The organism is Vitreimonas sp. (genome assembly GCF_036392335.1).
Taxonomy (GTDB): domain Bacteria; phylum Pseudomonadota; class Alphaproteobacteria; order Caulobacterales; family Aquidulcibacteraceae; genus Vitreimonas.
Genome location: NZ_DASVYD010000060.1, coordinates 1 through 20,582, shown reverse-complemented (window position 1 = coordinate 20,582; position 20,582 = coordinate 1). Strand labels below are relative to the sequence as shown.

General features: G+C 64.7%; 27 protein-coding genes. 10 read left to right on the top strand and 17 right to left on the bottom strand.

Going from position 1 to position 20,582, the window contains the following annotated elements; translation table 11 throughout:
- Positions 1 to 40: 40 nt before the first annotated feature.
- Entirely contained in the window at positions 41 to 787 is a 747-nt protein-coding gene (locus VF769_RS14000; RefSeq protein ID WP_331009039.1) for a pseudouridine synthase, read from the bottom strand.
- On the opposite strand from VF769_RS14000, the gene VF769_RS13995 reads away from it, so the two are divergent.
- From VF769_RS13995 to VF769_RS13985, 3 genes are read left to right on the top strand one after another with little or no spacing between them, the layout of a single operon-like run.
- Positions 786 to 1,106, top strand: coding sequence for an antibiotic biosynthesis monooxygenase family protein (locus tag VF769_RS13995; RefSeq protein ID WP_331009038.1), 321 nt, complete (start codon positions 786 to 788; stop codon positions 1,104 to 1,106). The two genes, VF769_RS14000 and VF769_RS13995, sit on opposite strands and share 2 nt — an antisense overlap.
- Positions 1,103 to 1,555: a tRNA adenosine(34) deaminase TadA gene (gene tadA / locus VF769_RS13990; protein ID WP_331009037.1), complete on the top strand. Its 453-nt coding sequence runs from the start codon at positions 1,103 to 1,105 to the stop codon at positions 1,553 to 1,555. The genes VF769_RS13995 and tadA overlap by 4 nt, the downstream gene beginning before the upstream one ends.
- Positions 1,556 to 1,602: 47 nt before the next feature.
- Positions 1,603 to 2,058 (top strand): MaoC family dehydratase, encoded by a 456-nt coding sequence (locus VF769_RS13985; protein WP_331009036.1) that lies wholly within the window; start codon positions 1,603 to 1,605, stop codon positions 2,056 to 2,058.
- Here the strand turns inward: VF769_RS13985 and VF769_RS13980 are convergent.
- Positions 2,055 to 2,966, bottom strand: a complete 912-nt coding sequence (locus VF769_RS13980; protein ID WP_331009035.1) for a bifunctional riboflavin kinase/FAD synthetase — start codon at positions 2,964 to 2,966, stop codon at positions 2,055 to 2,057. The genes VF769_RS13985 and VF769_RS13980 overlap by 4 nt on opposite strands.
- Positions 2,967 to 3,229: 263 nt before the next feature.
- Here VF769_RS13980 and VF769_RS13975 point away from each other — a divergent pair, with 263 nt between their 5' ends.
- On the top strand, positions 3,230 to 3,610 hold the full coding sequence (locus tag VF769_RS13975; RefSeq protein WP_331009034.1) for a response regulator: 381 nt from the start codon (positions 3,230 to 3,232) through the stop codon (positions 3,608 to 3,610).
- Here the strand turns inward: VF769_RS13975 and VF769_RS13970 are convergent.
- Positions 3,607 to 4,377 carry an SDR family oxidoreductase gene (locus VF769_RS13970; RefSeq protein WP_331009033.1) on the bottom strand — a complete coding sequence of 257 codons (771 nt, stop codon included), beginning with the start codon at positions 4,375 to 4,377 and terminating at the stop codon, positions 3,607 to 3,609. The two genes, VF769_RS13975 and VF769_RS13970, sit on opposite strands and share 4 nt — an antisense overlap.
- An 80-nt stretch (positions 4,378 to 4,457) precedes the next feature.
- Between VF769_RS13970 and VF769_RS13965 the strand changes: the two genes are divergently transcribed.
- The gene (locus VF769_RS13965) at positions 4,458 to 5,402 is read left to right on the top strand and encodes a tetratricopeptide repeat protein (RefSeq protein WP_331009032.1); all 945 of its coding nucleotides are present in this window, start codon (positions 4,458 to 4,460) and stop codon (positions 5,400 to 5,402) included.
- On the opposite strand, the gene VF769_RS13960 is transcribed toward VF769_RS13965, so the two are convergent.
- From VF769_RS13960 to VF769_RS13940, 5 genes are all read right to left on the bottom strand, one after another.
- On the bottom strand, positions 5,399 to 6,250 hold the full coding sequence (locus tag VF769_RS13960; protein WP_331009031.1) for a TIGR01459 family HAD-type hydrolase: 852 nt from the start codon (positions 6,248 to 6,250) through the stop codon (positions 5,399 to 5,401). The genes VF769_RS13965 and VF769_RS13960 overlap by 4 nt on opposite strands.
- The gene (gene udk, locus VF769_RS13955; RefSeq protein ID WP_331009030.1) at positions 6,250 to 6,858 is read right to left on the bottom strand and encodes a uridine kinase; all 609 of its coding nucleotides are present in this window, start codon (positions 6,856 to 6,858) and stop codon (positions 6,250 to 6,252) included. The genes VF769_RS13960 and udk overlap by 1 nt, the downstream gene beginning before the upstream one ends.
- A 73-nt stretch (positions 6,859 to 6,931) precedes the next feature.
- Entirely contained in the window at positions 6,932 to 8,224 is a 1,293-nt protein-coding gene (locus VF769_RS13950; protein WP_331009029.1) for an EAL domain-containing protein, read from the bottom strand.
- A gap of 152 nt (positions 8,225 to 8,376) precedes the next feature.
- Positions 8,377 to 9,171, bottom strand: a complete 795-nt coding sequence (locus VF769_RS13945) for a sulfite exporter TauE/SafE family protein (protein WP_331009028.1) — start codon at positions 9,169 to 9,171, stop codon at positions 8,377 to 8,379.
- Entirely contained in the window at positions 9,129 to 9,704 is a 576-nt protein-coding gene (locus VF769_RS13940; protein ID WP_331009027.1) for a GNAT family protein, read from the bottom strand. Before VF769_RS13940 ends, VF769_RS13945 begins: the two co-directional genes overlap by 43 nt.
- A 116-nt stretch (positions 9,705 to 9,820) precedes the next feature.
- Here VF769_RS13940 and VF769_RS13935 point away from each other — a divergent pair, with 116 nt between their 5' ends.
- Together VF769_RS13935 and VF769_RS13930 are read left to right on the top strand one after the other, a co-directional pair.
- On the top strand, positions 9,821 to 11,107 hold the full coding sequence (locus VF769_RS13935) for an acyl-CoA dehydrogenase family protein (RefSeq protein WP_331009026.1): 1,287 nt from the start codon (positions 9,821 to 9,823) through the stop codon (positions 11,105 to 11,107).
- The gene (locus tag VF769_RS13930; protein WP_331009025.1) at positions 11,104 to 11,520 is read left to right on the top strand and encodes a hypothetical protein; all 417 of its coding nucleotides are present in this window, start codon (positions 11,104 to 11,106) and stop codon (positions 11,518 to 11,520) included. Before VF769_RS13935 ends, VF769_RS13930 begins: the two co-directional genes overlap by 4 nt.
- Here the strand turns inward: VF769_RS13930 and VF769_RS13925 are convergent.
- The 4 genes from VF769_RS13925 to VF769_RS13910 all read right to left on the bottom strand — a co-directional run bounded on the left by VF769_RS13925 (position 11,517) and on the right by VF769_RS13910 (position 13,129).
- Entirely contained in the window at positions 11,517 to 11,882 is a 366-nt protein-coding gene (locus VF769_RS13925; RefSeq protein WP_331009024.1) for a DMT family protein, read from the bottom strand. The two genes, VF769_RS13930 and VF769_RS13925, sit on opposite strands and share 4 nt — an antisense overlap.
- Positions 11,883 to 11,915: 33 nt before the next feature.
- The gene (locus VF769_RS13920) at positions 11,916 to 12,437 is read right to left on the bottom strand and encodes a 6-pyruvoyl trahydropterin synthase family protein (RefSeq protein WP_331009023.1); all 522 of its coding nucleotides are present in this window, start codon (positions 12,435 to 12,437) and stop codon (positions 11,916 to 11,918) included.
- An 82-nt stretch (positions 12,438 to 12,519) separates the two neighbouring features.
- Positions 12,520 to 12,741, bottom strand: a complete 222-nt coding sequence (locus VF769_RS13915) for a hypothetical protein (RefSeq protein WP_331009022.1) — start codon at positions 12,739 to 12,741, stop codon at positions 12,520 to 12,522.
- A 118-nt stretch (positions 12,742 to 12,859) separates the two neighbouring features.
- On the bottom strand, positions 12,860 to 13,129 hold the full coding sequence (locus tag VF769_RS13910; protein ID WP_331009078.1) for a DUF6861 domain-containing protein: 270 nt from the start codon (positions 13,127 to 13,129) through the stop codon (positions 12,860 to 12,862).
- Positions 13,130 to 13,360: 231 nt separating this feature from the next.
- Here VF769_RS13910 and VF769_RS13905 point away from each other — a divergent pair, with 231 nt between their 5' ends.
- Positions 13,361 to 14,779, top strand: coding sequence for a DEAD/DEAH box helicase (locus VF769_RS13905; RefSeq protein WP_331009021.1), 1,419 nt, complete (start codon positions 13,361 to 13,363; stop codon positions 14,777 to 14,779).
- Positions 14,780 to 14,818: 39 nt separating this feature from the next.
- On the opposite strand, the gene VF769_RS13900 is transcribed toward VF769_RS13905, so the two are convergent.
- The 3 genes from VF769_RS13900 to VF769_RS13885 form a co-directional block, all read right to left on the bottom strand.
- On the bottom strand, positions 14,819 to 15,277 hold the full coding sequence (locus tag VF769_RS13900; RefSeq protein WP_331009020.1) for a hypothetical protein: 459 nt from the start codon (positions 15,275 to 15,277) through the stop codon (positions 14,819 to 14,821).
- 75 nt (positions 15,278 to 15,352) lie between these two features.
- Positions 15,353 to 16,009, bottom strand: coding sequence for an OmpA family protein (locus tag VF769_RS18465; protein ID WP_349258150.1), 657 nt, complete (start codon positions 16,007 to 16,009; stop codon positions 15,353 to 15,355).
- A gap of 99 nt (positions 16,010 to 16,108) precedes the next feature.
- A complete protein-coding gene (locus VF769_RS13885; protein ID WP_331009019.1) occupies positions 16,109 to 16,582 on the bottom strand; it encodes an SRPBCC domain-containing protein in 474 nt (157 codons plus the stop codon).
- Between the two features lie 228 nt (positions 16,583 to 16,810).
- On the opposite strand from VF769_RS13885, the gene VF769_RS13880 reads away from it, so the two are divergent.
- Positions 16,811 to 18,139 carry a sensor histidine kinase gene (locus tag VF769_RS13880; RefSeq protein ID WP_331009018.1) on the top strand — a complete coding sequence of 443 codons (1,329 nt, stop codon included), beginning with the start codon at positions 16,811 to 16,813 and terminating at the stop codon, positions 18,137 to 18,139.
- A gap of 248 nt (positions 18,140 to 18,387) precedes the next feature.
- On the opposite strand, the gene VF769_RS13875 is transcribed toward VF769_RS13880, so the two are convergent.
- Both VF769_RS13875 and VF769_RS13870 read right to left on the bottom strand, forming a co-directional pair.
- Positions 18,388 to 18,816, bottom strand: coding sequence for a very short patch repair endonuclease (locus VF769_RS13875; RefSeq protein WP_331009017.1), 429 nt, complete (start codon positions 18,814 to 18,816; stop codon positions 18,388 to 18,390).
- On the bottom strand, positions 18,816 to 19,952 hold the full coding sequence (locus tag VF769_RS13870; protein WP_331009016.1) for a DNA cytosine methyltransferase: 1,137 nt from the start codon (positions 19,950 to 19,952) through the stop codon (positions 18,816 to 18,818). Before VF769_RS13870 ends, VF769_RS13875 begins: the two co-directional genes overlap by 1 nt.
- A gap of 68 nt (positions 19,953 to 20,020) precedes the next feature.
- Between VF769_RS13870 and VF769_RS13865 the strand changes: the two genes are divergently transcribed.
- Positions 20,021 to 20,582 (top strand): hypothetical protein (locus VF769_RS13865; protein WP_331009015.1); only part of this gene is annotated, 562 nt, incomplete at its 3' end.

The following is a 20,582-nucleotide window of genomic DNA, read 5'->3' as shown; positions in this document are numbered from 1 at the left end:
GGCGGCAAGGCTGCGCGTGCGGCCTGCGGATGGCAAGCGCTTAGGCGAAATCCTTGCCCAATTGCTCTTTGAGCACTTTGCGCGGAATTTCTTCGACCGCGCCGGGCTCAAGCGTGCCGAGTTGGAACGGCCCATAGCTCACGCGAATAAGCCGGTTCACTTTGAGGCCGATGGCGTCGAGCACGCGGCGGACTTCGCGGTTCTTGCCTTCGGTGATGGCCACGCTGATCCAGGCATTGGCGCCGGCGCCGCGTTCCAGCTTGGCGTCGATGGAGCCATAGCGCACGCCGTCGACGGTGATGCCGTCTTTCAGATGATCCAATTCCTCTTGCGTCACGCGGCCATAAGCGCGCGCGCGATAGCGGCGCACCCAGCCGTTTGAGGGCAGCTCGAGCTTGCGCGCGAGCTCACCGTCATTGGTGAGCAGCAGCAAGCCTTCGGAGGTGAGATCGAGACGGCCGACCGAGATCACGCGCGGCAGTCCGGGCGGCAGATGCTCGAACACGGTGGGCCGGCCCGCAGGATCGCGGTGCGTGGTCACCAGGCCCGTGGGCTTGTGATAGCGCCACACGCGCGTCGGCTCGACCGCGCCAATTGGGCGGCCGTCGACCTGGACCTTGTCCTTCGCGCTCACCTTGAACGCGGGCGTATCCAGCACCTTGCCATTTACCTTGACGCGACCGTCGGCGATCAGCCGCTCGGCGTCGCGGCGCGAGCACACGCCTGCGCGCGCCAAGAATTTGGCAATGCGCTCGCCGTCGCTAAATGGTTCTGAGGAGGTCGCCATGTTCGCAGTGATCTATCGTTGGCGCGTCGTACCAGGGCTTGAGGCGCAATTCGAGGCCGGTTGGCGACGCGGGACGGAGCGCATTGCAGCCGAGTTCGGCGGCTGGGGCTCGCGGCTGCACGCGGCGGGCGAAGGCGTGTATATCGCCTATGCCCAATGGCCCGACGAGGCGAGCTGGAAGAAGGCGATGGAAACCCGGATGCACCATTCCGACGACGAGGCCCGGCGCATGTATCGCGAGGCGATCGTGGAGGGCTCGTTCGAGACGCTGGCTTCCGGGGCCGTCGTGGCCGACCTGCTGGATTTGCGCCGGGCATGAGCGACGAGGCGCATATGGCGCGCGCCCTGGCGCTGGCGGCCGCGGCCGCTGAGGCGGGCGAGGCGCCGATCGGCTGCGTGATCGTGGACGGCGCAGGCGAGGTCATCGCCGAAGGCGCGAACGCGCCGATCGCGCTCCATGACCCTACCGCTCATGCCGAGATTATCGCACTCCGCCACGCGGCTGCCGCGCTGGAGAATTACCGGCTGAAACCCGGCCTGACGCTTTATGTGACGCTCGAGCCCTGTGCGATGTGCGCTGGGGCCATCTCCAATGCCCGGATCAACCGGTTGGTCTATGGCGCCTCGGACCCCAAGGGCGGCGGCGTGGCGCATGGGGCCAGGGTGTTCGACCAGCCCACCTGTCATTGGAAGCCGGCGGTGACGGCGGGGGTGGAGGCCGAAGCCGGAGCCAAGCTGTTAAGGGATTTCTTCAAAGCCCGCCGTTGAGGCGAGGGGGATTGTGCTTTGTGCATTGCAGCATAAGCTCTCGACCCATGACCCTGGCCTCGACCCAATCGCTCTATTTCGAAGACCTCAGCGTCGGCATGCGCGAGGATTATTCCAAGCACGTCCGCGCCTCGGACGTGGTCGGCTTCGCCGAGCTTTCCGGCGACCGCAATCCGATCCACTTGAGCGAGCATTTCGCCGCCAAGACGCCCTTCGGCGGCCGCATCGCGCACGGGCTTTATACGGCGAGCCTGATCTCGGCGGTGATCGGCACCCGCATGCCGGGGCCGGGCGCGATCTATATCTCGCAGACGCTGCGTTTCCTGGCACCGGTAAAAATCGGCGACACCGTCGTCGCGAGCGTCGAAATCGTGGAACTGGTCGAAAAGGGCCGACGCGCCAAGCTGCGCTGCGAATGCCGCGTGGGCGATACGCTCGTGCTCGAAGGCGAGGCTGAAGTGAAAATCCCGGCCCGTCCGGCCGCTGAACAGCTCAGCGCCTAAGTGAGGATTGCGCGCGCCTGAGCGGCGTCATCCGCCATCTGCATCTTGAGCGCGTCGACATCGGCGAAGTGCGCCTCGTCGCGCAGGAAGGCGATCATCTCGACTTCGACAGTCTTGCCATAGAGATCGGCATCGAAATCGAACGCGTGGGCTTCGAGCAATGGCTCTGGCAGCGCGCCAACAGTCGGGTTCACGCCGACGCTGGCGACGCCCGGTAATGATACGCCGTCGAATTTCACGCGCACGGCATAGATGCCGAGGCGTGGGCGGGCGTATTCGCCGAGCGGCACATTCGCTGTCGCAAAGCCAAAGCCACGACCGCGCTGAAAGCCGCGCTGCACGATCCCTTCGATCGCCCAGGGGCGCGACAGGATCGCGGCGGCCCGCGCCATATCTCCAGCCGCGAGGGCTGCCCGTGCGGCGGTGGATGAATAGCGCTCGCCTTCCATCTGCACAGCGGCCACTGCGTCCACGCTGAAGCCGTAGCTGGCGCCAAGCTCTCGCAGCCGCGCCGCGTCGCCCATGCGGCCGCGGCCGAAGCGATAGTCCGCGCCTACGCTCACGTGCTTGACGCCCAGACGATCGCGCAGCAGCGCGCGTGCGAAGTCTTCGTCGCTCTGCCTGGCGAGCGCGGCGTCAAAGCCAATCTCAAACAAATCCTTTACGCCGAGCGCCGCCAACGCGCGCGCGCGCTGCGCGTCGCTTTGGAGGCGGAAGGGCGGCGCGTCCGGCTGAAAGAACCGGCGCGGATGCGGGCAGAACAGCGCGACGCCGAGATGTGCGCCGTGCCCGCGCGCCGATGCGATCACCGCTTGATGGCCGCGATGCACGCCATCGAAATTGCCCAGCGCGATCGCTGCGCCGCGCGCGTCGTCAGGAATAGAGTCTGTGGGCGAGTGGCGGCGCATTGGTTCACAAAGTCTTGCGTTGGCGACCAGATGCAGCGGCGGGCGTTTCCAAAGTCTTGCGTCCTTCGCGGCGGGCCGCGCCCGCGTTCATTCATGCTTAAGTGCTGTTTTACCGAAAATTTTCGGCTCTTTGCTATCTGTGATCACCATAACGGCGGAAAAAATCGCCGGGACGCTCCGCCGCCGGGTCATCGCACCCTGACCCGGCGGCGGGCGCGACCCGACTAAAGCAACGCCGCGCAGAGGTATGCGGGAGAATGAATATGTCCGTGTCGATGACAGCCCCGATCCTGATCGTGGACGATTACAACACCATGATCCGCATCATGCGCAATCTGCTGCGCCAATTGGGTTTCACCAACATCGACGAGGCCTCGGACGGCCGCACCGCTCTCGCCAAAATGAGCCAGAAGAACTACGCGCTGGTCATTTCCGATTCGACGATGACGCCGATGACCGGCATGGAATTGTTGCAGCGCGTGCGCGCCGACGAACGCACCAAGCAAACGCCGTTCGTGATGGTTGCGAATGACAGCAATGAAGGCTCGGAAGCGGAGCGTCGTTCCGCGACGGGCTACATCTTGAAGCCGTTCAACGCGCAATCGCTGAAGTCGAAGCTCGTGCCGGTGCTTGGCGCGTTCTAAAGCGCGGTCACCCCGCCATCGATCACCAATGTCTGTCCGGTTATGAAGGCGCCCGCCTTGGACGCCAGCAGCACCGCCATGCCGGCGATCTCGTCCGGCTGGCCGATGCGCTTCAAGGCCGCCCGATCGGTGGAAGATTTCAGGATCGCCGGATTTTCCCAGAGCGCCTTGGCAAAATCGGTTTGCACGAGGCCGGGTGCGATCGTGTTGACGCGCACATTGTCCGGCCCGAACTCGCAGGCGAGGTTGCGCGCGAGCTGCATGTCGGCCGCTTTCGAAATGTCGTAGGCGCCGATCACGTTCGAACCCTTGAGGCCGCCGATCGACGAAATGATGATCACCGCGCCGTCCTTGCGTTCGCGCATTTGCGGCGCGCACATCTGGATCAGCCAGTGATTTGAGATGATGTTGTTCTGCAGGATTTTGGTGAATTGATCGTCGGAGATGCCGCCCATCGGCCCGAAATAGGGGTTGGAGGCGGCGTTGCAGATGCAGATGTCGATCTTGCCGTAGGCGCGGTTGGTTTCGTCGACCAAGTTCTGCAGCGCCTCTTTCGCGGCGATATTGGCTGGAATGGCGATGGCGGCTTTGCGGCCGACCTTGGCGTTGATCTCGTCGGCGGCTTCCTGGCAGGCGTCGAGCTTGCGGGAGGACACGACGACATTGGCCCCGTGCTCCGCCAAGCGGTGGGCGATGGCCTTGCCGATGCCGCGCGAGGAGCCGGTAATGATGGCGCTCTTGCCGGTCAGATCGAACAAATTGGCCACGCGTTTTCTCCCTGATATGTCGCGCCCATCCTAGGCGCTGGGGCGCCGGCCGGTCTAGGTTTGACGTTGAAGGAGGCCACATGGCGATGCGCTGGGTTTGGGGTGTGGGGCTGGCTTTCGTGTTGGCCGTCGCGGCCTGCGAGCGCACGCCGCCTGATCCTTTGGCTGAAGCCCGAGGCCTGTGCGCCGATGAGAGCGCCGAAGCTGAAGCGCGGATGGAAGCCTGCGGCGAACTGATCAACACGGGCACGCTGGAAGAAGCCGAGCGCGGCGTGGCGCTGGCGCGGCGCGGGGCGGCGACGCAAGAGGCGGGCGATGTCACGGACGCCTTGCGCGATTACAACGCGGCGTTGGCGATCGATGAGACCAACGCGCTCGCACTCAAAGGTCGCGCGTCGATCATGATTGCCTCAGGCCAATTGGATGCGGCTGAGCCATTAGTGCAGAGCTTGCTTGCGAGCGGCGCATATGCCGCGGATGCGCATTTCTTCGTGGGCGAGATGGCGCGCTTGCGCGGTGATCCCGAGGCGGCGCGTGTGGCCTATGGCGAAGCCATCTCGGCTGATCGTCGTTACGCGCCGGCCTACGCCAGTCGCGGGCTCATCAAGCAGAACGCACTCGATTACGCGGGCGCGATCGAGGATTACAGCGCCGCGCTCAACATCAATCCGCAATTGACGACGGCGATGGCGGGCCGCTGCTGGTCGAACGTTCTGATGCAGGACGGCAATCTTGGGCGGGCTCGTTCCGATGCGGACGCCGCGGCGCAAGCCGATCCGCGCAACGTGCAGGCGCAACTGTGCCGCGGGCTGCTGCAATTGCGCGCTGGCGAATGGGAAGGCGCGCAGGCCTCCTATGAGGCGGCGCTCGAAGTAGAGCCAGGCAATCCGAGCGCTCTGTTCGGTCGTGGCGTGGCGCGGCGGCGCAGCGGCGACAATGAAGGCCGTGACGACATGAACCGCGCGCGCGATTTCGAACCGCACATCGCCCGTGCGTTCGAGGATTTGGGCGTGCGGACCTACTAAGCCAGTTCCGGCATCACGTAGGTGGCGCGCACGCCTTCGGCGGCGAGAGCGGCGTCGATCTTGGCGGCGTCGAGCGCGCCGTTGCTGAACAGCGCTTCGCCGTGCATGCCCGAGGCGATAAAGAGGCAATCCAGTCCTTGGCCATTGGCCCCGGCGACATCGGTGGTCACGCCGTCGCCGATGCAGAGGATGCGCGATTTGTCGATGGCGCGGCCCGTGTGCGTTTCAAGTTCTCGATAGGCCAAGTCGTAGATCGGCGCGTGCGGCTTGCCGGCCATGACGACGCGCCCGCCCATGGCGCTGTAATCGCGCGCGACCGCGCCAGCGCACCAAACCAGCCGATCGCCCACCCGCACGACAATGTCTGGATTGGCGCAGATCATTTCCAGATCGCGGGCTTTGGCCTGCGCGAGGATGTCCGCATAATCCTCTGGCGTTTCGTCTTCGCGGTTCAGGCCCGAGATGGCGACGAAGCGGGCTCGATCGAGCGTCGCTGTTTGGAGGCCAAGGCCTTCCCAGAGCGTGCGATCGAATTCCTCAGGACCGATCTTGAACACCGGCCCAGGCGCACGTGCGCCCAATTCGAAGCGCGTGGCGTCGCCGGACGTGACGATCACATCCCAGGCATCGCGCGGGCATCCGATGCGATCGAGTTGGGCGGGGATGGGGCCGCGCGGCTTCGGTACGTTGGTCAGCAGGATGACCGTCTTGCCGGCCTTGCGTGCGGCCTGGAGCGCCGGCGCCGCACCCGGATAAAGCCGTCTCCCATTATGCAGCACGCCCCACACGTCGCAGAAAACCGCGTCGTAGCGGTCGAGAACTTCGTCCAGGGAGGAAAGGATATGCATTAGCGGAGCCGCTCCGCGATCTCCGCGGCGTTCGCTTCCGCGTGCTCTGGCCCCGCATCGTAGGGGCAGTGCAGCAACAGATCGGCCAAGGCGCGCTGGGGCTCGATATAGGCATCATGCATCGGGCGCACGGTCATGAAGAATTGCGACATGACCGAACGCGCCGAACGGCCGCGTTGCTCGACGTCACGGATCATGCGCCGCGCCAGGCGCACGGATTCATCGGCGCTGACGAACACTTTGAGATCGAACAGGGGTACGAGTTCAGGCGCGGCCAGCAGCAGAATGCCTTCGACGATGATCGTGTCGGCGTGGGCGATGCGCTCCACCTCCGGTTTGCGGCGATGGGTGACGAGATCGTAGATCGGCTTGTCGAAGGCTTCTCCGCTCTTGGCGAGCGCAAGATGCGCGCGCAGCAGCTCGTGCTCCTTGGCCGAGGGTGCATCGAAATTGTGTGTGGCGGCGTCAAAATTCGGAATGGTTGAAGCGCACCGGTAATAATCGTCTTCCGCGATCACCACAGCGCCCGCGCCCAGGCGGTGCGCCAGCGCGCGCGCGATGGTGGTCTTGCCGGCGCCGGAGCCGCCGGTGATGGCGATGATCTTCATGGAAATAGCGAATAGCGAATGGCGCGTAGGGATGCCAGCCGTCGGCCCCGGTCTATTCGCTACCCGCTATTCGCTAGGCGACTCGGCCGTTTTGCTTCAGCAGGAAGTCGCGCGGCGGGGCGGTCTCTTCCATCAGGCTCTCTTTGATCGCGCGCGGCGCGCCGAAGAGGTGGCCTTGGCCATACGGCACGTCGAGGTCAAGCACTTCGAGGACGGCGTCCTCATTCTCGATCCGCTCGGCGATAATATCGATGCCGTAGCGCTGGAACACCGCCGAGATGTCCATCGCCGCGATCTCGCGGGTGATGGCTGAGCGCGGGCGCACGCCGCCGATGACAATTTGTTCGACCAGAACGCGTGCGGGCATTTTGACATAACGCACGCCGGCGCGCTCAAGATCAGGCAGATCGATCGCCGCGTTGGTCACCTTGTCGATCGAGAAGCGGAAGCCAAGATCGACCAGCTTGGACATCGCGCGCGCCTCGATCGAGGTGCGGTTTTCGTATGCGTCCTGCGGTATCTCGAAAATCACGCTGCCGGCGAGGTCGCGATTTTCGCGCATGAAGTCGAGGAATTGCGGGAAGAACAATTCATCGGCGAGCGCGCTGGGGGTGAGATTGCAGAAAATGCCGACGCGGCGGTCCTGCTTCATCAGCTTGCGCACGATCTGGACGCAGCGGAAGAGCAGCACGTTGTCGATCGTGGTCATCAGACCCGCTTGTTCGGCGGCGGGGATGAATTCCTGCGGCAGGATCAGACGCCCGTTCGCGTCCTTGAGGCGCGTGAAGCCCTCATAAAATGCGGTTTTGCGCTGCGGCAGCTGCACGATTGGCTGCAGGTGCAATTCGACGCGGTTTTCGAGCAGCGCCTCGCGTACGAGATCCATCGGGCCGCGCGTCGCGTTCGGATTGATCGGCGCGACCGCGCCTGCCTGTATGCCTTGAAGGCGCGCGTCCATGGCGGCGCCGAGCTTATCCACGATCTGATCGATCAGTTTCAGCTCAAGCGCCCCCGCAGGCGATTGCGGCGCTTCGAGTTGGGGTTGCTGCGGCGGCGCGAACGCGATCTGCGCTTCCAGACTATCCATACGGGTCTGGATCGCGTCGATATCGGCGAGAATTTCGCGTTGCGAGGAGCGAATGCGTTCGCTGTCCGCCTTCAAGCGCTTTTCAGCGCCGCCGATGCGGTTCGCCGCGGCGCTTGAGGCGATGCCCGCATGCGTCACCGCGCAAGCGCTGAACAGCGCGATGCCGCCGAGCAGCGACGAGCCCAAAGGCTCGCCGCCGATCTGCATCAGCGCAGCGCCGGTCGCGAACGAAATCATCGCGTAGCCGGCGTAGAGCAGCACATGCGTAATGATAGGCATTATTTGCCGTCCCGAATCTTTCAGTCAGCATGGGACGAGAAATATGGTTTCGCGAGTCTTAACGCCGCGCCGGTGCGCCTTGGCGAACATATTGTTTATAAGCGCTTTTTCGTACGGCACACACTGCGAAGAAAGTCGTTTCGGGGGAGGACTCAGCGGCTTGCGAACAGCATCGCTGCCTGCACGAGATAAACAACGCCTAAGCCTGTCACGATCCAGCGCGTGTATTTGAGAAAGTTCACATCGCTCAAGCGATCGAGCACTTTGCCGCCGAACCATGCGCCGAGCATGGCGAGCGGCGCGGCGACAACGAAGAAATACCAGGGCGGCAGTCCGCTGGATTGCGCGGCGCCGAGCATGGGAGCGCCGTAGAAGATCATCTTCACGGTGTGGCTGAACGCCTGGGTCGCGGCTTTGGTGGCGACGATGGCGTGACGCGTCAGGGCGGTGCGAACGAAGAAGACATCGAGCAGCGGGCCGGAAACGCCCGCAAGCACGTTGAGGCCTGTAACGGAGAGCCCGCAGGCGACCGCATACACGGGGCGGGCCGCGTCGAGTTGGAAGCTCCTCCTGGGCAGCCAGGCGAGCCCAGGGACGAGCCCGAGCAAAAGATAAACCCACGCTTTTGTCGGCTCATATGTGACAAGCGCCAGCACGCCCGCTGCGATGGCTGAGCCAAGGCCGTAGAAGACAATGATTGGCCAAGCGATGTGCTTGCGGTGCAGAATCGCCCGCCAGCCGTTGGAGACGAATTGCACGGCCCCGTGCGAGACCATGGCGGCGGCGACCGGCATGACCAGGGTCAGCGCGCCCATCAACATGAGCCCGCCGGCCATGCCGAACACGCCAGAAATAGTTGCGGTGATCAGGACGACCGCGAGCAGCGCCAAGGTCGTCAGCGCGCTCACGGCAGCCGCGCCTCCAGCCGCACTTTCACCGTCGGCCATTCCGCGCGCAGCACCGAGTACCAAGCAGTGTCGCGCCAGCCGCCCCAGGGACGCCGCATGTGGTGGCGGTGGATGCCTTCGAACTGCGCGCCCAGCTTCAGGATGGCGGCGCGGGACTGGGCGTTTTCTGCGTCTGTCTTGAGCTCAACCCGCTCGGCGCCGCTGTCGAAGGCGTGCGTCATCAACAACAACTTGCAGGACGGATTGACCCGACCGCCGCGGGCGGCGGCGGCATACCAGGTGCCGCCGATTTCAACGCCGCCGTCGTACGGGCGCGGGTTGATGAAACTCGTCTGACCAAGAGCGCGACCGTCCACGACGACCGCGTAGGGCAGCCAGCGACCCGCCAAGCCCTGTTCATATTGCCAATCGAAAAAGGCGTCGAAGCCGTCGTGAAAGAGCGGGGCGCTCGGGCTGAATTTGAGCGTGTCGAGCGGATCGCCGATCGCCTCACGGAGGTCGGCGCGATGACGTGTGTCAAGCGGCTCAAGGCTGACCCATGGGTTCGCGAGTGTCCGGTGTTCGAGCTTCATCACGCCCCGTTTCGTAGCGGTAGGCCGCATAAGTCGCGTTGCCCCCTCAAGCCCAGCCCTTTAGCGTGGCGACGAGAACAGGACCAGACAGCGATCCAAGACGCCGGAGGAAGCCCATGCAGTTCGAGTATTCCGAAAAGACCAAATCCTGGATCGACCGCGTCCAGCGCTTCATGGACGACCACATCTATCCGGCGGTGCCGACCTATGAGGCGCAGCAGAAGGAAGGGGACCGCTGGAAGGTTATCCCCGTGCTGGAGGAATTGAAGGCCAAGGCCAAGGCGCAAGGACTCTGGAACATGTTCATGCCGCCGACGAGCGGCCATGCGCATGTGGACGACACGTTCGAGTTCGAAGGGCCGGGCCTGACCAATCTCGAATACGCCCCGCTCGCCGAACTGATGGGCCGCGTCGGTTTCGCGTCCGAGGTGTTCAATTGCTCGGCGCCGGACACCGGCAACATGGAAGTGTTCGAACGCTATGGCACGCGCGCGCAGAAGGATCAGTGGCTGAAGCCGCTGATGAATGGCGAGATTCGTTCGGCGTTTCTGATGACGGAGCCGGCGGTGGCCTCATCGGACGCGACGAACATCCAGTGCGAGATCAAGCGCGACGGCAATGAATACGTGATCAATGGCCGCAAATGGTGGTCGTCGGGGCTCGGTGATCCGCGCTGCAAGATCGCTATCCTGATGGGCAAGACCAATCCGGAGAACCCGAAGCACTCACAGCAGAGCCAGATCCTGGTCCCGATCGACACGAAGGGCGTGAACATCATTCGGCCGTTGAACGTGTTCGGCTATGACGACGCGCCGCATGGCCACATGGAAGTCGAATTGAAGAACGTGCGCGTGCCCGCCGAGAACTTGCTGCTCGGCGAGGGGCGCGGCTTTGAAATCGCACAGGGTCGTTTGGGCCCCGGCCGCATCCACCATTGCATGCGCACGATTGGCGCCGCGGAAGCCGCGCTTGAAGCGCTGTGCAAGCGTGTCACGAGCCGCGTCGCCTTCGGCAAGACGATCGCCGAGCATTCGGTGTGGGAACAGCGCATTGCTGATGCGCGCATCGATATCGAGATGACGCGCTTGCTCTGCCTCAAGGCCGCGTACATGATGGACACGGTTGGCAACAAGGTTGCGAAGAACGAGATCGCGATGATCAAGGTGGCCGCCCCGCGCATGGCCCTGAAGATCATCGACGATGCGATCCAAGCGCATGGCGGCGCGGGCGTGTGCCAAGATTTTGGCCTCGCCAAGTCCTACGCAGGCATCCGCACGCTGCGTCTGGCCGACGGCCCAGATGAAGTGCACGCCCGCACGATCGCGCTCAATGAACTCGCGCGCTACGGCTGGACTGGCAAGCGCAAGAAGGAAGAAGGCGTGAGTCTTCCGGGCATGCGTTGATCACGGTCGCATGGGTCGTCAGCGCTTTGGCGCTGACGGTCGGCGTGTATCTAGGTGCGCGCGGATTGGTTGATCCGCGTTGGGCCTCCAAGCTCGTCCGCTTGCAGGCGGACGAGCAGGGCGGCGGTTTCGCCGAGTTTCGCGCCACCTATGGCGGCGTGTTTCTCGGGCTACACCTCGTTGGTCTCGCGTTCGCAGCCTACTACCTCTACACCGGCCACCCCGTCATGGGCGTCGCCGCGATTGGCGCAGTCGCGGTGCTGAGCGCCGGCTGGGGTGGCGCCGCCTTTGGCCGTTTGGTCGCGATCTGGCGCGATGGGGCGGACACGCCATTCAATCGTTTAAGCGTCGGCGTCGAGACCGCCATGGCGGCCGCAATCGGTTCGCCGTGGGTGGTGTGGGTTCTCTCTTAGGCGGGCGCCTTGCCGAGAAACACCACCGCTGCGCCCGCGGCGATCAGGGCGAAGCCGAGCAAGTGGTTCCAGCCGAGTTGCTCGCGCAGGAAGAGCGTCGAGAAGCCGATGAACACAACGAGCGTGATCACTTCCTGCATCGTCTTGAGTTCGGCCGTCGAATAAACCGCGCTGCCGATCCTGTTGGCCGGCACGGCCAGGCAATACTCGATAAAGGCGATGCCCCAAGCCGCGACGATGGCGATCAGCAGGGGCGTCGATTTGAACTTGAGATGCCCATACCAGGCGAACGTCATGAACACGTTCGACGCGATCAACATCAGGATCGGCGCGACTTGCGGCGAGGTCAGGAAGGACGGCATGGGCGCTCCAATATGAGTCGAACCCACGCTAGCTCAAAAATCGTTGATGCTCATGTCGGCGCGCCACGGCCAGGCGCCAGCGCGGAGGCCGCAGGTGCGCGGATCGAAATTGGTGTGATTGATGATCACCGTGTTGGTCGGGGTTTCTTCGATGCGGACTTCGCGCAGGATGAAGGGGAGTTTGTCGTCGGCGATGAAGGCGCTGAGCTTGAGCCAGAAGCAGGCGGCGAGCGCTTCGGTGGTGGGATCGCCTTGGAAGGTCATGATCTGCGACAGACGCTCGGGCTCGTTGTCGCGGAAATAGCCGATGAGCGGATCGGCCTCGCCCAGGTGCAGTGCATGATCGACGTGCTCGTCGATCCATTGATGCCAACGCTTCTTCACCACGTCGAACGGCGCGACGGAATTGGCGTCCGAGAATTGAAAGCGATGCTCGGGCTCGAGTCGCACTGTGACGAATTCGTTGTGTCCGTGCGGGATCGCGCATTTCGCGCTCTTGGTCGCCAGCAAGCGATGCGCCATCGCGTAGCGCCGGGTGAATTCCAACGTGGCCATTTCTCGTCCTTCGGGGCACTCCCGCAGAACAGACGGGCGCCTATGGGCGCGAGCCTTTAGGCCCGCGCCGTGGGTCGCGCAATCAGTCGTCCTTCCAAACTGGATCGCCCAGGTTCACATTTTCCGGCGGGGCAAAGGCGCCGACAGCCGCGCCGACGATGGCGCCCGGCACGATTCCGACACCGCCGGCGACCGCGCCAACGCCACCGCCAATGGCGGCGCCGGATGCGATGCGATCGCCCATCTGCGTGCCGCAGCCGGCCAACGCCACGGTCGCGGCGGCAACAAGAACCAGCTTGTTCATGCGCTACTCCTCAACATCAAACGGGCGGCGCTCCGCTGCGCCGCCCGTTTTGGGTAGTGCGGTTAGGACGCCAGCGCCAGTCTTGCCGCCCAGGAGGCGAGGCTGACGCCAGTTCGCCTTATTTGTTGACGCCGTCGTCTTCCCAGACCGGCTCACCGAGATTCACCTTATCCGGCGGTGTAAAGGCTCCGACGCCGGCGCCGACGATGGCGCCCGGCACCGCGCCGACGCCGCCGAACACCGCGCCGGTGCCCGCGCCAATGGCCGCGCCAGACGCCATGCGGTCGCCCAATTGCGTGCCGCAGGCCGAAAGAAGCAACGCCGCACCAGCGGTCAAAAAGAGTTTACGCATATGAACCTCCTGAAATTCAGTGCGCAAACAACGCAGACGGCGTGAGGCCTGTTCCGAACGGATTATTGACTTAGCAATGCTTTTGCTCGATATCCCCGTCCAGCGACCGTTCGCGGGCCGATTGAGAGCCCAGCGCGAACGCGGTCACCCCAGGGACGCCACCATCGACGTTCGGCTTTGAGCTTCGCTCGCCGCCCTTCTTCGCCGTCGCATCGTTCCAGTGTTTGAAGCGCCCGCGCGATGCCGCGTAGGGCCGAAAGTATCTTTGTGACTCAATTCCAAGACCTGAGCCTCGCGGCGCCCATCCTGAAGGCGCTCGCCGCGGAGGGCTACGCCACGCCGACCCCCATCCAAACTCAAGCGATCCCGATCGTGCTGAGCGGGCGCGACCTGATCGGTCTGGCGCAAACCGGCACCGGCAAGACGGCGGCGTTTGCGCTGCCGATCCTGCATCGTCTGCACGCCGATCGCCGCCATGCCGGCGAGAAGGCCTGCCGCACGCTTGTGCTTGCGCCGACGCGGGAACTGGCGAGCCAAATCGGCGACAGCTTCCGCGCCTATGGCCGCTTCCTTGGCCTGTCGACCGCTGTCGTGTTCGGCGGCGCGTCGATGCACAAGCAGAAGCAAGCGATCTATCGCGGCGTCGACGTTCTTGTCGCCACGCCGGGGCGTTTGCTTGACCATATCTCGCAGCGTTCGCTGCGCCTCGATCAAGTCGAGATCCTCGTGCTCGACGAAGCCGATCACATGCTCGACATGGGCTTCATTCACGATCTGCGCCGCATCGCGCAGCTCGTGCCGAAGAAGCGTCAAACGCTGTTCTTCTCGGCGACGATGCCGGAGCCGATTGCGGAACTGGCGGGCCAATTCCTCAACGGCGACGTGGAGCGCATCGCGGTGACTCCGGTGTCGTCGACGGCGGAGCGCGTGGAACAGGCGGTGGTGCACGTCGATCATTCGCGCAAGCAAGATCTGCTGCACGCGATGTTGGCCGACGACAGCATCAGCCGCGCGCTGGTGTTCGCGCGCACCAAGCATGGCGCCGACCGCGTCATGCGCAAGCTGCAAGACGCGGGCTTCGCCGCCGAAGCGATCCATGGCAATAAGAGCCAAGGCCAGCGCGAGCGCGCGCTCGACGCGTTCAAGAAGGGCAAGGCGCGCGTGCTGGTCGCCACTGAGATCGCCGCGCGCGGCATCGACGTGGACGAAGTCAGTCACGTGATCAATTTCGATCTGCCGAACGTGCCCGAGCAATATGTGCACCGCATCGGCCGTACGGCGCGCGGCGGCAAGGCCGGTATGGCGGTGTCGTTCTGTGCGCCGGACGAGCGCGCATACCTGAAGGATATTCAGCGCCTCACCAAGCAAGACGTGCCGGTGATGAAGCATGCGCTGTCCCTGCCGACGCCAAAAGCGGATGAGCGTACGCCGCGCCCACGCCCGCAAGGTCAGAAGCAAGGCCGTCCGCAACAGCCGCGCCGTCCGGGCGCCGGACCAAAGAAGCATCATGCGTCGGACGCGCATGGTCATGCGCACGCCAAGCAGGGGCATGGGGCGACAAAGGCGCGCGATGAGCAGACGCGCGATCGTGGCGATCGCCGCGACCGCAAGGGCAACAGCGTGTGGGCCAATGACGGCGCGCCGCCGAAATATCGCAAGCAGCGCAAACCAGCGCAGCGCGGCTAGAGCAAAGAGGCCCGTCGGTTTTGCCGGCGGGCCTTTTTCTTAGACGCTCTTACCGCAACCGTTCAGGGTACGGTTGTCGATCGTGATCTCGACCGTGGACGGGTAGGGTTCGCCGCTCATCACATCCTCGCAAGGAGCGCGGCGGATTGTGATCGCAAGCGTGCGGCCATCGGCCTGCGTTGTGTAGCGCGTCGCGCCTTCCGCTGGATTGGTGGGCGCGGGCAGCGGGAAATCGAGCAGCGTTTCGCCGTAATCCAACAACAGGCGGATGCGATCGCGCTGATAGATGTCGACGATCCAGCCGGGCTCTTGGCCGACGCCGCGGAATTCGACGCCGGCGGCGCGCGCGCCGTCCGCGGGCGGCATTTGCGCAAGCGCCTCTTGCACCGCGTTGGCTGCGGCGATCTCCGCGTCCAACGTTGCATCCGCCGGGGCTTCTTCCGCCGCCTGCGTGCAGGCGCCGAGAATGAGGGCGATGCCGACCAGAGCTGCGCGCACGGTGTTCTCCCTTCTCTAACGAGAACGCCGCCGCGCTTGGGGCGCGACGGCGTCTGTTGCTTCAGCCAGCTAAGTTTAGCCCTGGAAGGCGCTGATATAAACTTCAACGCGGCGGTTGCGGGCGCGGCCCGAGTCCGTCGAGTTGTCGGCGATCGGGCGGCTTTCGCCAAAGCCTTGCGCGACCAGTCGCTGACGGATCACGCCGCCCTGCATCAGCACCGAAGCCACGTTCATTGCGCGGCGCTCAGAGAGATTTTGGTTGTAGGCGTCCGAGCCGGTCGAGTCGGCGTGACCGTACACGTCAACCGTGGTCTGCTCGTAGTCGCGTAGCACCGAGCCGACGTTTTGCAGCGTGGGCACGAACTGGCTCTTCACCGCGTCACGGTCGTAATCGAACGTGAGGTCGGACGGGAAGTTCAGCATGATTTGGCTTTGCGAGACGCGCGTGACGCCAACTCCCGTGCCGGCGAGACGCTCGCGCAGATTCTGATAGGTGCGGTCCATGTAATTGCCGATGGCCGCGCCCGCGAGCGCGCCGATGCCGGCGCCGATCATGGCGTTGCGACGGTCGTCGCCGCCGGCCAGCGTGCCAGCCGCCGCGCCGGCGATTGCGCCGACGATAGCGCCGGTGCCGGTATTGTTACGCGTGCGTTCGCCCGTCACAGGGTCGACGTTGGTGCAGCCGACCATCAATAGGGCCGCGGCCGCCATAGCCACAAATTTGCGGATCATTGAAATCCCTCCAGTTCAAAAACGGGCGACTGAAAATCGAGCCCCATTCCGACGCGGAACATGACGACGCCTGCCTGAGCGCACCCTGAACAGCACCGTCTAATTGACCGATCCGGACGTGCTAAAGCGAACGAGACGCCCGAATTGTTCCATCAAAACCATATCCACCAGCGGCGCCACCTGGTCGAGCCCCAATGTAGGGTCCCCCGCCACGCGATAACTCATTTGGACTTTCGTGCCCGAGGCGTGTGGTGTCAGCGTGAAGGTCAACACCCCGCTCACCCCAAGCTCCTGAAGCGGGCCCAGCGCGGCGTCAAAACGGAGCGTGCGGACGCCATCGCGGGCCATCACCAGAATGACCCGGCCATGCTCCACGGATTGGCCATCCCAGCGCTCGCACCAGCACCCGCCGGCGCGGATATCGACGCTCATGCGCGCCGCGTCGCCCGAATAGGTGTGGTCCGAACTCCACCAGCGGTTCAGGCGCGTGAGTGCGCGCCAGGTCTGCTCGGGTGGGGCGCTGGTCTCGGTCTCCGCCTGGATCAGGAAGGCGCCGGGCCCCGCGGACGCCACGTCGGCACGGGCGGGAGGTGACGCGATCAAGGCGCATAAGAAACAGAGGAGGGCGAAAGATCGCATTTGAAAATCCCCTTTCAGTGCAGAAAGCGCCTGGCGCGGCGCGACTGCAAGCATGGCCTGTTAGTTAACCAGATTTCAGGATGCGGTCATGAGACTGCGGGCGTTTTGGACGCCGCCAATCCCCTTGAGCGGCCCGCGGGGGCCGCAGTTGAGCCGCAGGCTTTGGTCGATCGGCGTGCGCGCGCGCTGATCGAGGTCGGTCAGGCGCGTGTGGGCAATGCGTGGTTGCGCATTGGGTCATGCGCGATCGTTGCGGTCGTTGCGACATCGCTCGTCGGCAATTGGTGGCCGCTCTATTGGTTGGTCGGGCTCGTACCTGTCATCCTGACGGATCGCGCCGTATTCGAGCGGCTCGCGCGCGAGAGCGCGGCGGGGCGCGCGCCGAAAAACCTTGGCCCTATGATGCTCTGGTGCGTGCTCCAGAGCCTCTACGGCAATTCGCTCGCGATATTGCTTTGGTTTTCGCCTTATATGCCGAGCGACTCGCTGACGATCATCTTCTTGTGCGGCGGGCTGGCGAACGCGGCGGCCAGCCTGCGGGCGTCGACGCCGCTCGCGATTGCCAGTGTGACGCCGACAATCTGCTTCATGCTCGGATTGCCGGTCGCTGAGTTCTTCTTAAATGGCGGGCGAAACACGCACGATCTCACCCCCCTGGTGGGCGGGTTGTTGCTGCTGGGCTTCGGCATGAACCTGTGGAAGAGCCTGCTGGCTTCGGACGCCGCGCATGCGCGTGCGGAGGAGGCGGCGCTGCGAGAGCAACAAGCCGCCGCCGCGGCCGCCGCCGCGAAAACCGATACGATACGGCGGCTCAACGATGAAATGCGGACGCCCTTGAGCGCCTTGATCGGCGCGGCGGAGCATCTGCGCCGGGTGGCGGCGACGCCCAACGCACGCGCCCAGGTCGCGACGCTGCTGCAGGCGGGCGCCGTGCTGAAGCAGGTCATGGCCGACATCTCCGACCTCGATCGCCTGGAGAACGGCGTCTTGCACATCGAACCCGCGCCGGCCGTGGTGCGCGATGTGGTGCGCAGCGTGGTGAACTCTTTCCGCGCGGCGGCGCATGACAAGAATCTGGAATTGTTCGCCGACATCTCGGCGGATACGCCAATCTGCGTCGAGATGGACGCGCTGCGCGTGCGCCAGGTCCTGTTCAACCTGCTTGGCAACGCCGTGCGCTACACCACGCATGGCGGCGTGCGCATGCGCGTGAGCGCTGCGCCCGGATACACGGCGGGACATGTGCAATTGAGCTTCGTGATCACGGATACAGGCGCAGGCATGTCGCGCGCCCAATTGGCGGCGATTTTCAATCGTGACCGCGTGGGCGGCGACGGGGATGGACCTGGCTTGGGTTTGGCGATCTCGCTGCGCTTGGCGCGGGCGATGGGCGGGACGATCTCGGCCAGAAGTGAGCCAGGCGAGGGGTCGGCTTTCACCTTTATCGTCCCCGCACCCATTGTCCTCCGCAGGGAGAACGCCGCGGCGTAGCCGCGCCGAGCCGCCAGGGGCGGCCTTGACGCATTGGCCCATTTCGGACATTGCTATTGCGACTGATTTGCAATAGAGCTGGGGCCGACGCGTGACGATTGTCTTGATGCTCGGCGCCAGCGCGTTGGCGGACCTTCTGGAAGCCGAGCGAACCGTATTGGGGCGGGGGCAAGCATCCTCCTGCGACCTCAGCGCCCCGATCTCCTCTCCCGCGCGCGTTTCGGCCACGTCAGCGGGAGAGGAGACCCTCATTGCTTCGCGAGAAAAGCCGAGAGCTTGCGTGACAGCGTCTCGGCTTGGCGTGTCTCGCACTCCCACACAATAAGCGCGCGCCAACCTTGCGCTTTGAGTGCGGCGAGCGATGCGGCGTCGCGGGCGCGATTGCGCGCGATCTTGTCTCGCCAATAGGCGGAATTGTCCTTGGGTTGGCGCGCACCACGTTTGCAGTCGTGCCCGTGCCAGAAACAGCCATGTACGAAGATGGCTTTGCGCATGGCGCCGAAGACGAGATCGGGTTTGCCGGGAAGCGCTGCGCCGTTGAGCCGATAGCGGCGGCCGTAACCAAGCGCGCGAACGGCGGCGCGGACCGCAAGCTCCGGCGCCGTGCCGCTCGATTTCACCGCGCGCATGATGGCGGAGCGTTTGGTTGGATCGAAAACGTCGTGGCTGCCCGCCATCAGGCGGTTCTGCGCGCCGCCGCTGCGCCGACGAGCGGACGGAGAAGATGTTGCGACAGCCAGTGCACGACCGGCACGCAGACAGCGTCGCCGATCAGATGCAGCGCCGCAGTCTGGCTTGCGGGCAAAGGATATTCGTCTGGAACGCCCATTAAGCGCGCGGCCTCGCGCGGTGTGAGCAGGCGCGAGCGAATTTTGTCGCCTTCGACGAAAAGCAGCAATTGCCGGCTCGAGCCGCCAGCGGGCGTGCGCAAGCAGCCGGCGATGCCGTCAAAGCGGGCTTCGGCGCGTTGCACGCGTTCGCCGTGCTCGATGCGGATACGGCGGAAGACGGCGCCGACTTCGCGCTGGCCGCTCTGGCTCAGGGCATCAACGCGCGCGCGTTGCAGCGGGCTCATCTGCGAGAGCAGCTTTGCTGTTTGTTCTTCGCTGTTCCAAACGACGTTGTCGTCTTCGAGCACGTCGGCGAGGCGCGTGTTGCGCTTGGGCGGCGTGTCGAGACGCCACCAGACGAAATGCTTGCGTAGATTGTCTGGCAAACGCGCGACGACGTTGCGAAGCGCCATTGAGTGGAACGGCTCAATCGCGCCGGAGGAAATGAGGTGCGATGGCGCGTTGCGCGCGGCGATGATGAAGAGGCGTGGCCGCGATTGCGGCGTGAAGAGTGCGGCGTCGATCTCCAGCGCGCCGACGCGATAGCCGAGGCCGTCGAGCGCGTGGACGAGGGCGGTGAAGTCCGCGCCGCCGTGCGAACTGAGCAGGCCTGAGACGTTTTCCAGCGCCAGCACATCTGGCGCGCGCTTCTCGTGGGCGAGTTTCTCGATCAGCCTGTGGAAGCCCCAGAACGCGCCCGAGCGCGGCGCGGCCAAGCCGCGGCGGGCACCTGCGAGCGAGAGGTCCTGGCAGGGGAAGCTGGCCCAGGCGAGGGCGGCCTTGCCCGGAAGGTCAGCAGCGCCGAGGCTCCAGATATCGCCCTGGCGCATGTCGGCTTCGCCCCAGGCCGCGCGGTAGGCGGCGGCCTTGGCTGGATCGAAGTCATTGGCGAAAACGCAGGCGAAATCCGGTTCCAAGCCCAGGCGCGCCAAGCCCCCACCGGCGAAAAACTCATAAAGTGGGGCGCCGGAATCACGCTGCATTGTTTTATGGTACAGGTTCTCGGCGGCTCTGGCTCCCTTGGGGGGCGCCGGCCAATTGGGGGACGCCCATGCGGGGCTTTGTGCGCGGACTGTGCTTGGCCTCGGCGCTTGCGCTGGGGGCGGTGGCGATTGCGGGCTGTCAGCGCCAGCAGGAGGCGACCGAAGAGGGTCCCTCATTGCCCACAAACGCCGAGCGCGAAGCGACGATGGCGGCGGAGCAATTGGCCGCGCTGGGCGGACCCGCCAATGCGCAGCAGCGCGCCTTGTTCGAGGGCGAGTTTCAAGCGTCGGGCGGCATTGGCGCGCTCGACACGGGCGAAGGCTCGTCGGAGGGCGCGTGGGAGCTTCGCTTGCTGCCCGACTATGCGCAATTCTCGCGGCCGGGCTTGGGTGAAGATGGCGGCATTCCGGGCGAGCGTGATTATCGCGAACGCGGCATGCGCGTTGTCGCCGGCGCGGTGACGATCACGATCATGAACCAGCCCTGCACGTCGAGCGGCGGCGAACTGCCATACACGGCGCACGTGCTGTTCGAAGGCGTGGCGTATACGGGCTGCGCGCGGCGCGGCATTGCCGAAGGCGAGCGTCCGACCTGGGCGTCGGTGTTGCCCGAATTGATCCCTGCGATCG

Excerpts from the sequence above, each read along its gene's own strand:
- VF769_RS13995 (WP_331009038.1), top strand. The coding sequence starts at position 786 with ATGTTCGCAGTGATCTATCGTTGGCGCGTCGTACCAGGGCTTGAGGCG.
- VF769_RS14000 (WP_331009039.1), bottom strand. The coding sequence starts at position 787 with ATGGCGACCTCCTCAGAACCATTTAGCGACGGCGAGCGCATTGCCAAA.
- tadA (WP_331009037.1), top strand. The coding sequence starts at position 1,103 with ATGAGCGACGAGGCGCATATGGCGCGCGCCCTGGCGCTGGCGGCCGCG.
- VF769_RS13985 (WP_331009036.1), top strand. The coding sequence starts at position 1,603 with ATGACCCTGGCCTCGACCCAATCGCTCTATTTCGAAGACCTCAGCGTC.
- VF769_RS13980 (WP_331009035.1), bottom strand. The coding sequence starts at position 2,966 with ATGCGCCGCCACTCGCCCACAGACTCTATTCCTGACGACGCGCGCGGC.
- VF769_RS13975 (WP_331009034.1), top strand. The coding sequence starts at position 3,230 with ATGTCCGTGTCGATGACAGCCCCGATCCTGATCGTGGACGATTACAAC.
- VF769_RS13965 (WP_331009032.1), top strand. The coding sequence starts at position 4,458 with ATGGCGATGCGCTGGGTTTGGGGTGTGGGGCTGGCTTTCGTGTTGGCC.
- VF769_RS13960 (WP_331009031.1), bottom strand. The coding sequence starts at position 6,250 with ATGCATATCCTTTCCTCCCTGGACGAAGTTCTCGACCGCTACGACGCG.
- udk (WP_331009030.1), bottom strand. The coding sequence starts at position 6,858 with ATGAAGATCATCGCCATCACCGGCGGCTCCGGCGCCGGCAAGACCACC.
- VF769_RS13950 (WP_331009029.1), bottom strand. The coding sequence starts at position 8,224 with ATGCCTATCATTACGCATGTGCTGCTCTACGCCGGCTACGCGATGATT.
- VF769_RS13945 (WP_331009028.1), bottom strand. The coding sequence starts at position 9,171 with ATGGCCGACGGTGAAAGTGCGGCTGGAGGCGCGGCTGCCGTGAGCGCG.
- VF769_RS13940 (WP_331009027.1), bottom strand. The coding sequence starts at position 9,704 with ATGAAGCTCGAACACCGGACACTCGCGAACCCATGGGTCAGCCTTGAG.
- VF769_RS13935 (WP_331009026.1), top strand. The coding sequence starts at position 9,821 with ATGCAGTTCGAGTATTCCGAAAAGACCAAATCCTGGATCGACCGCGTC.
- VF769_RS13925 (WP_331009024.1), bottom strand. The coding sequence starts at position 11,882 with ATGCCGTCCTTCCTGACCTCGCCGCAAGTCGCGCCGATCCTGATGTTG.
- VF769_RS13920 (WP_331009023.1), bottom strand. The coding sequence starts at position 12,437 with ATGGCCACGTTGGAATTCACCCGGCGCTACGCGATGGCGCATCGCTTG.
- VF769_RS13915 (WP_331009022.1), bottom strand. The coding sequence starts at position 12,741 with ATGAACAAGCTGGTTCTTGTTGCCGCCGCGACCGTGGCGTTGGCCGGC.
- VF769_RS18465 (WP_349258150.1), bottom strand. The coding sequence starts at position 16,009 with ATGATCCGCAAATTTGTGGCTATGGCGGCCGCGGCCCTATTGATGGTC.
- VF769_RS13875 (WP_331009017.1), bottom strand. The coding sequence starts at position 18,816 with ATGGCGGGCAGCCACGACGTTTTCGATCCAACCAAACGCTCCGCCATC.
- VF769_RS13870 (WP_331009016.1), bottom strand. The coding sequence starts at position 19,952 with ATGCAGCGTGATTCCGGCGCCCCACTTTATGAGTTTTTCGCCGGTGGG.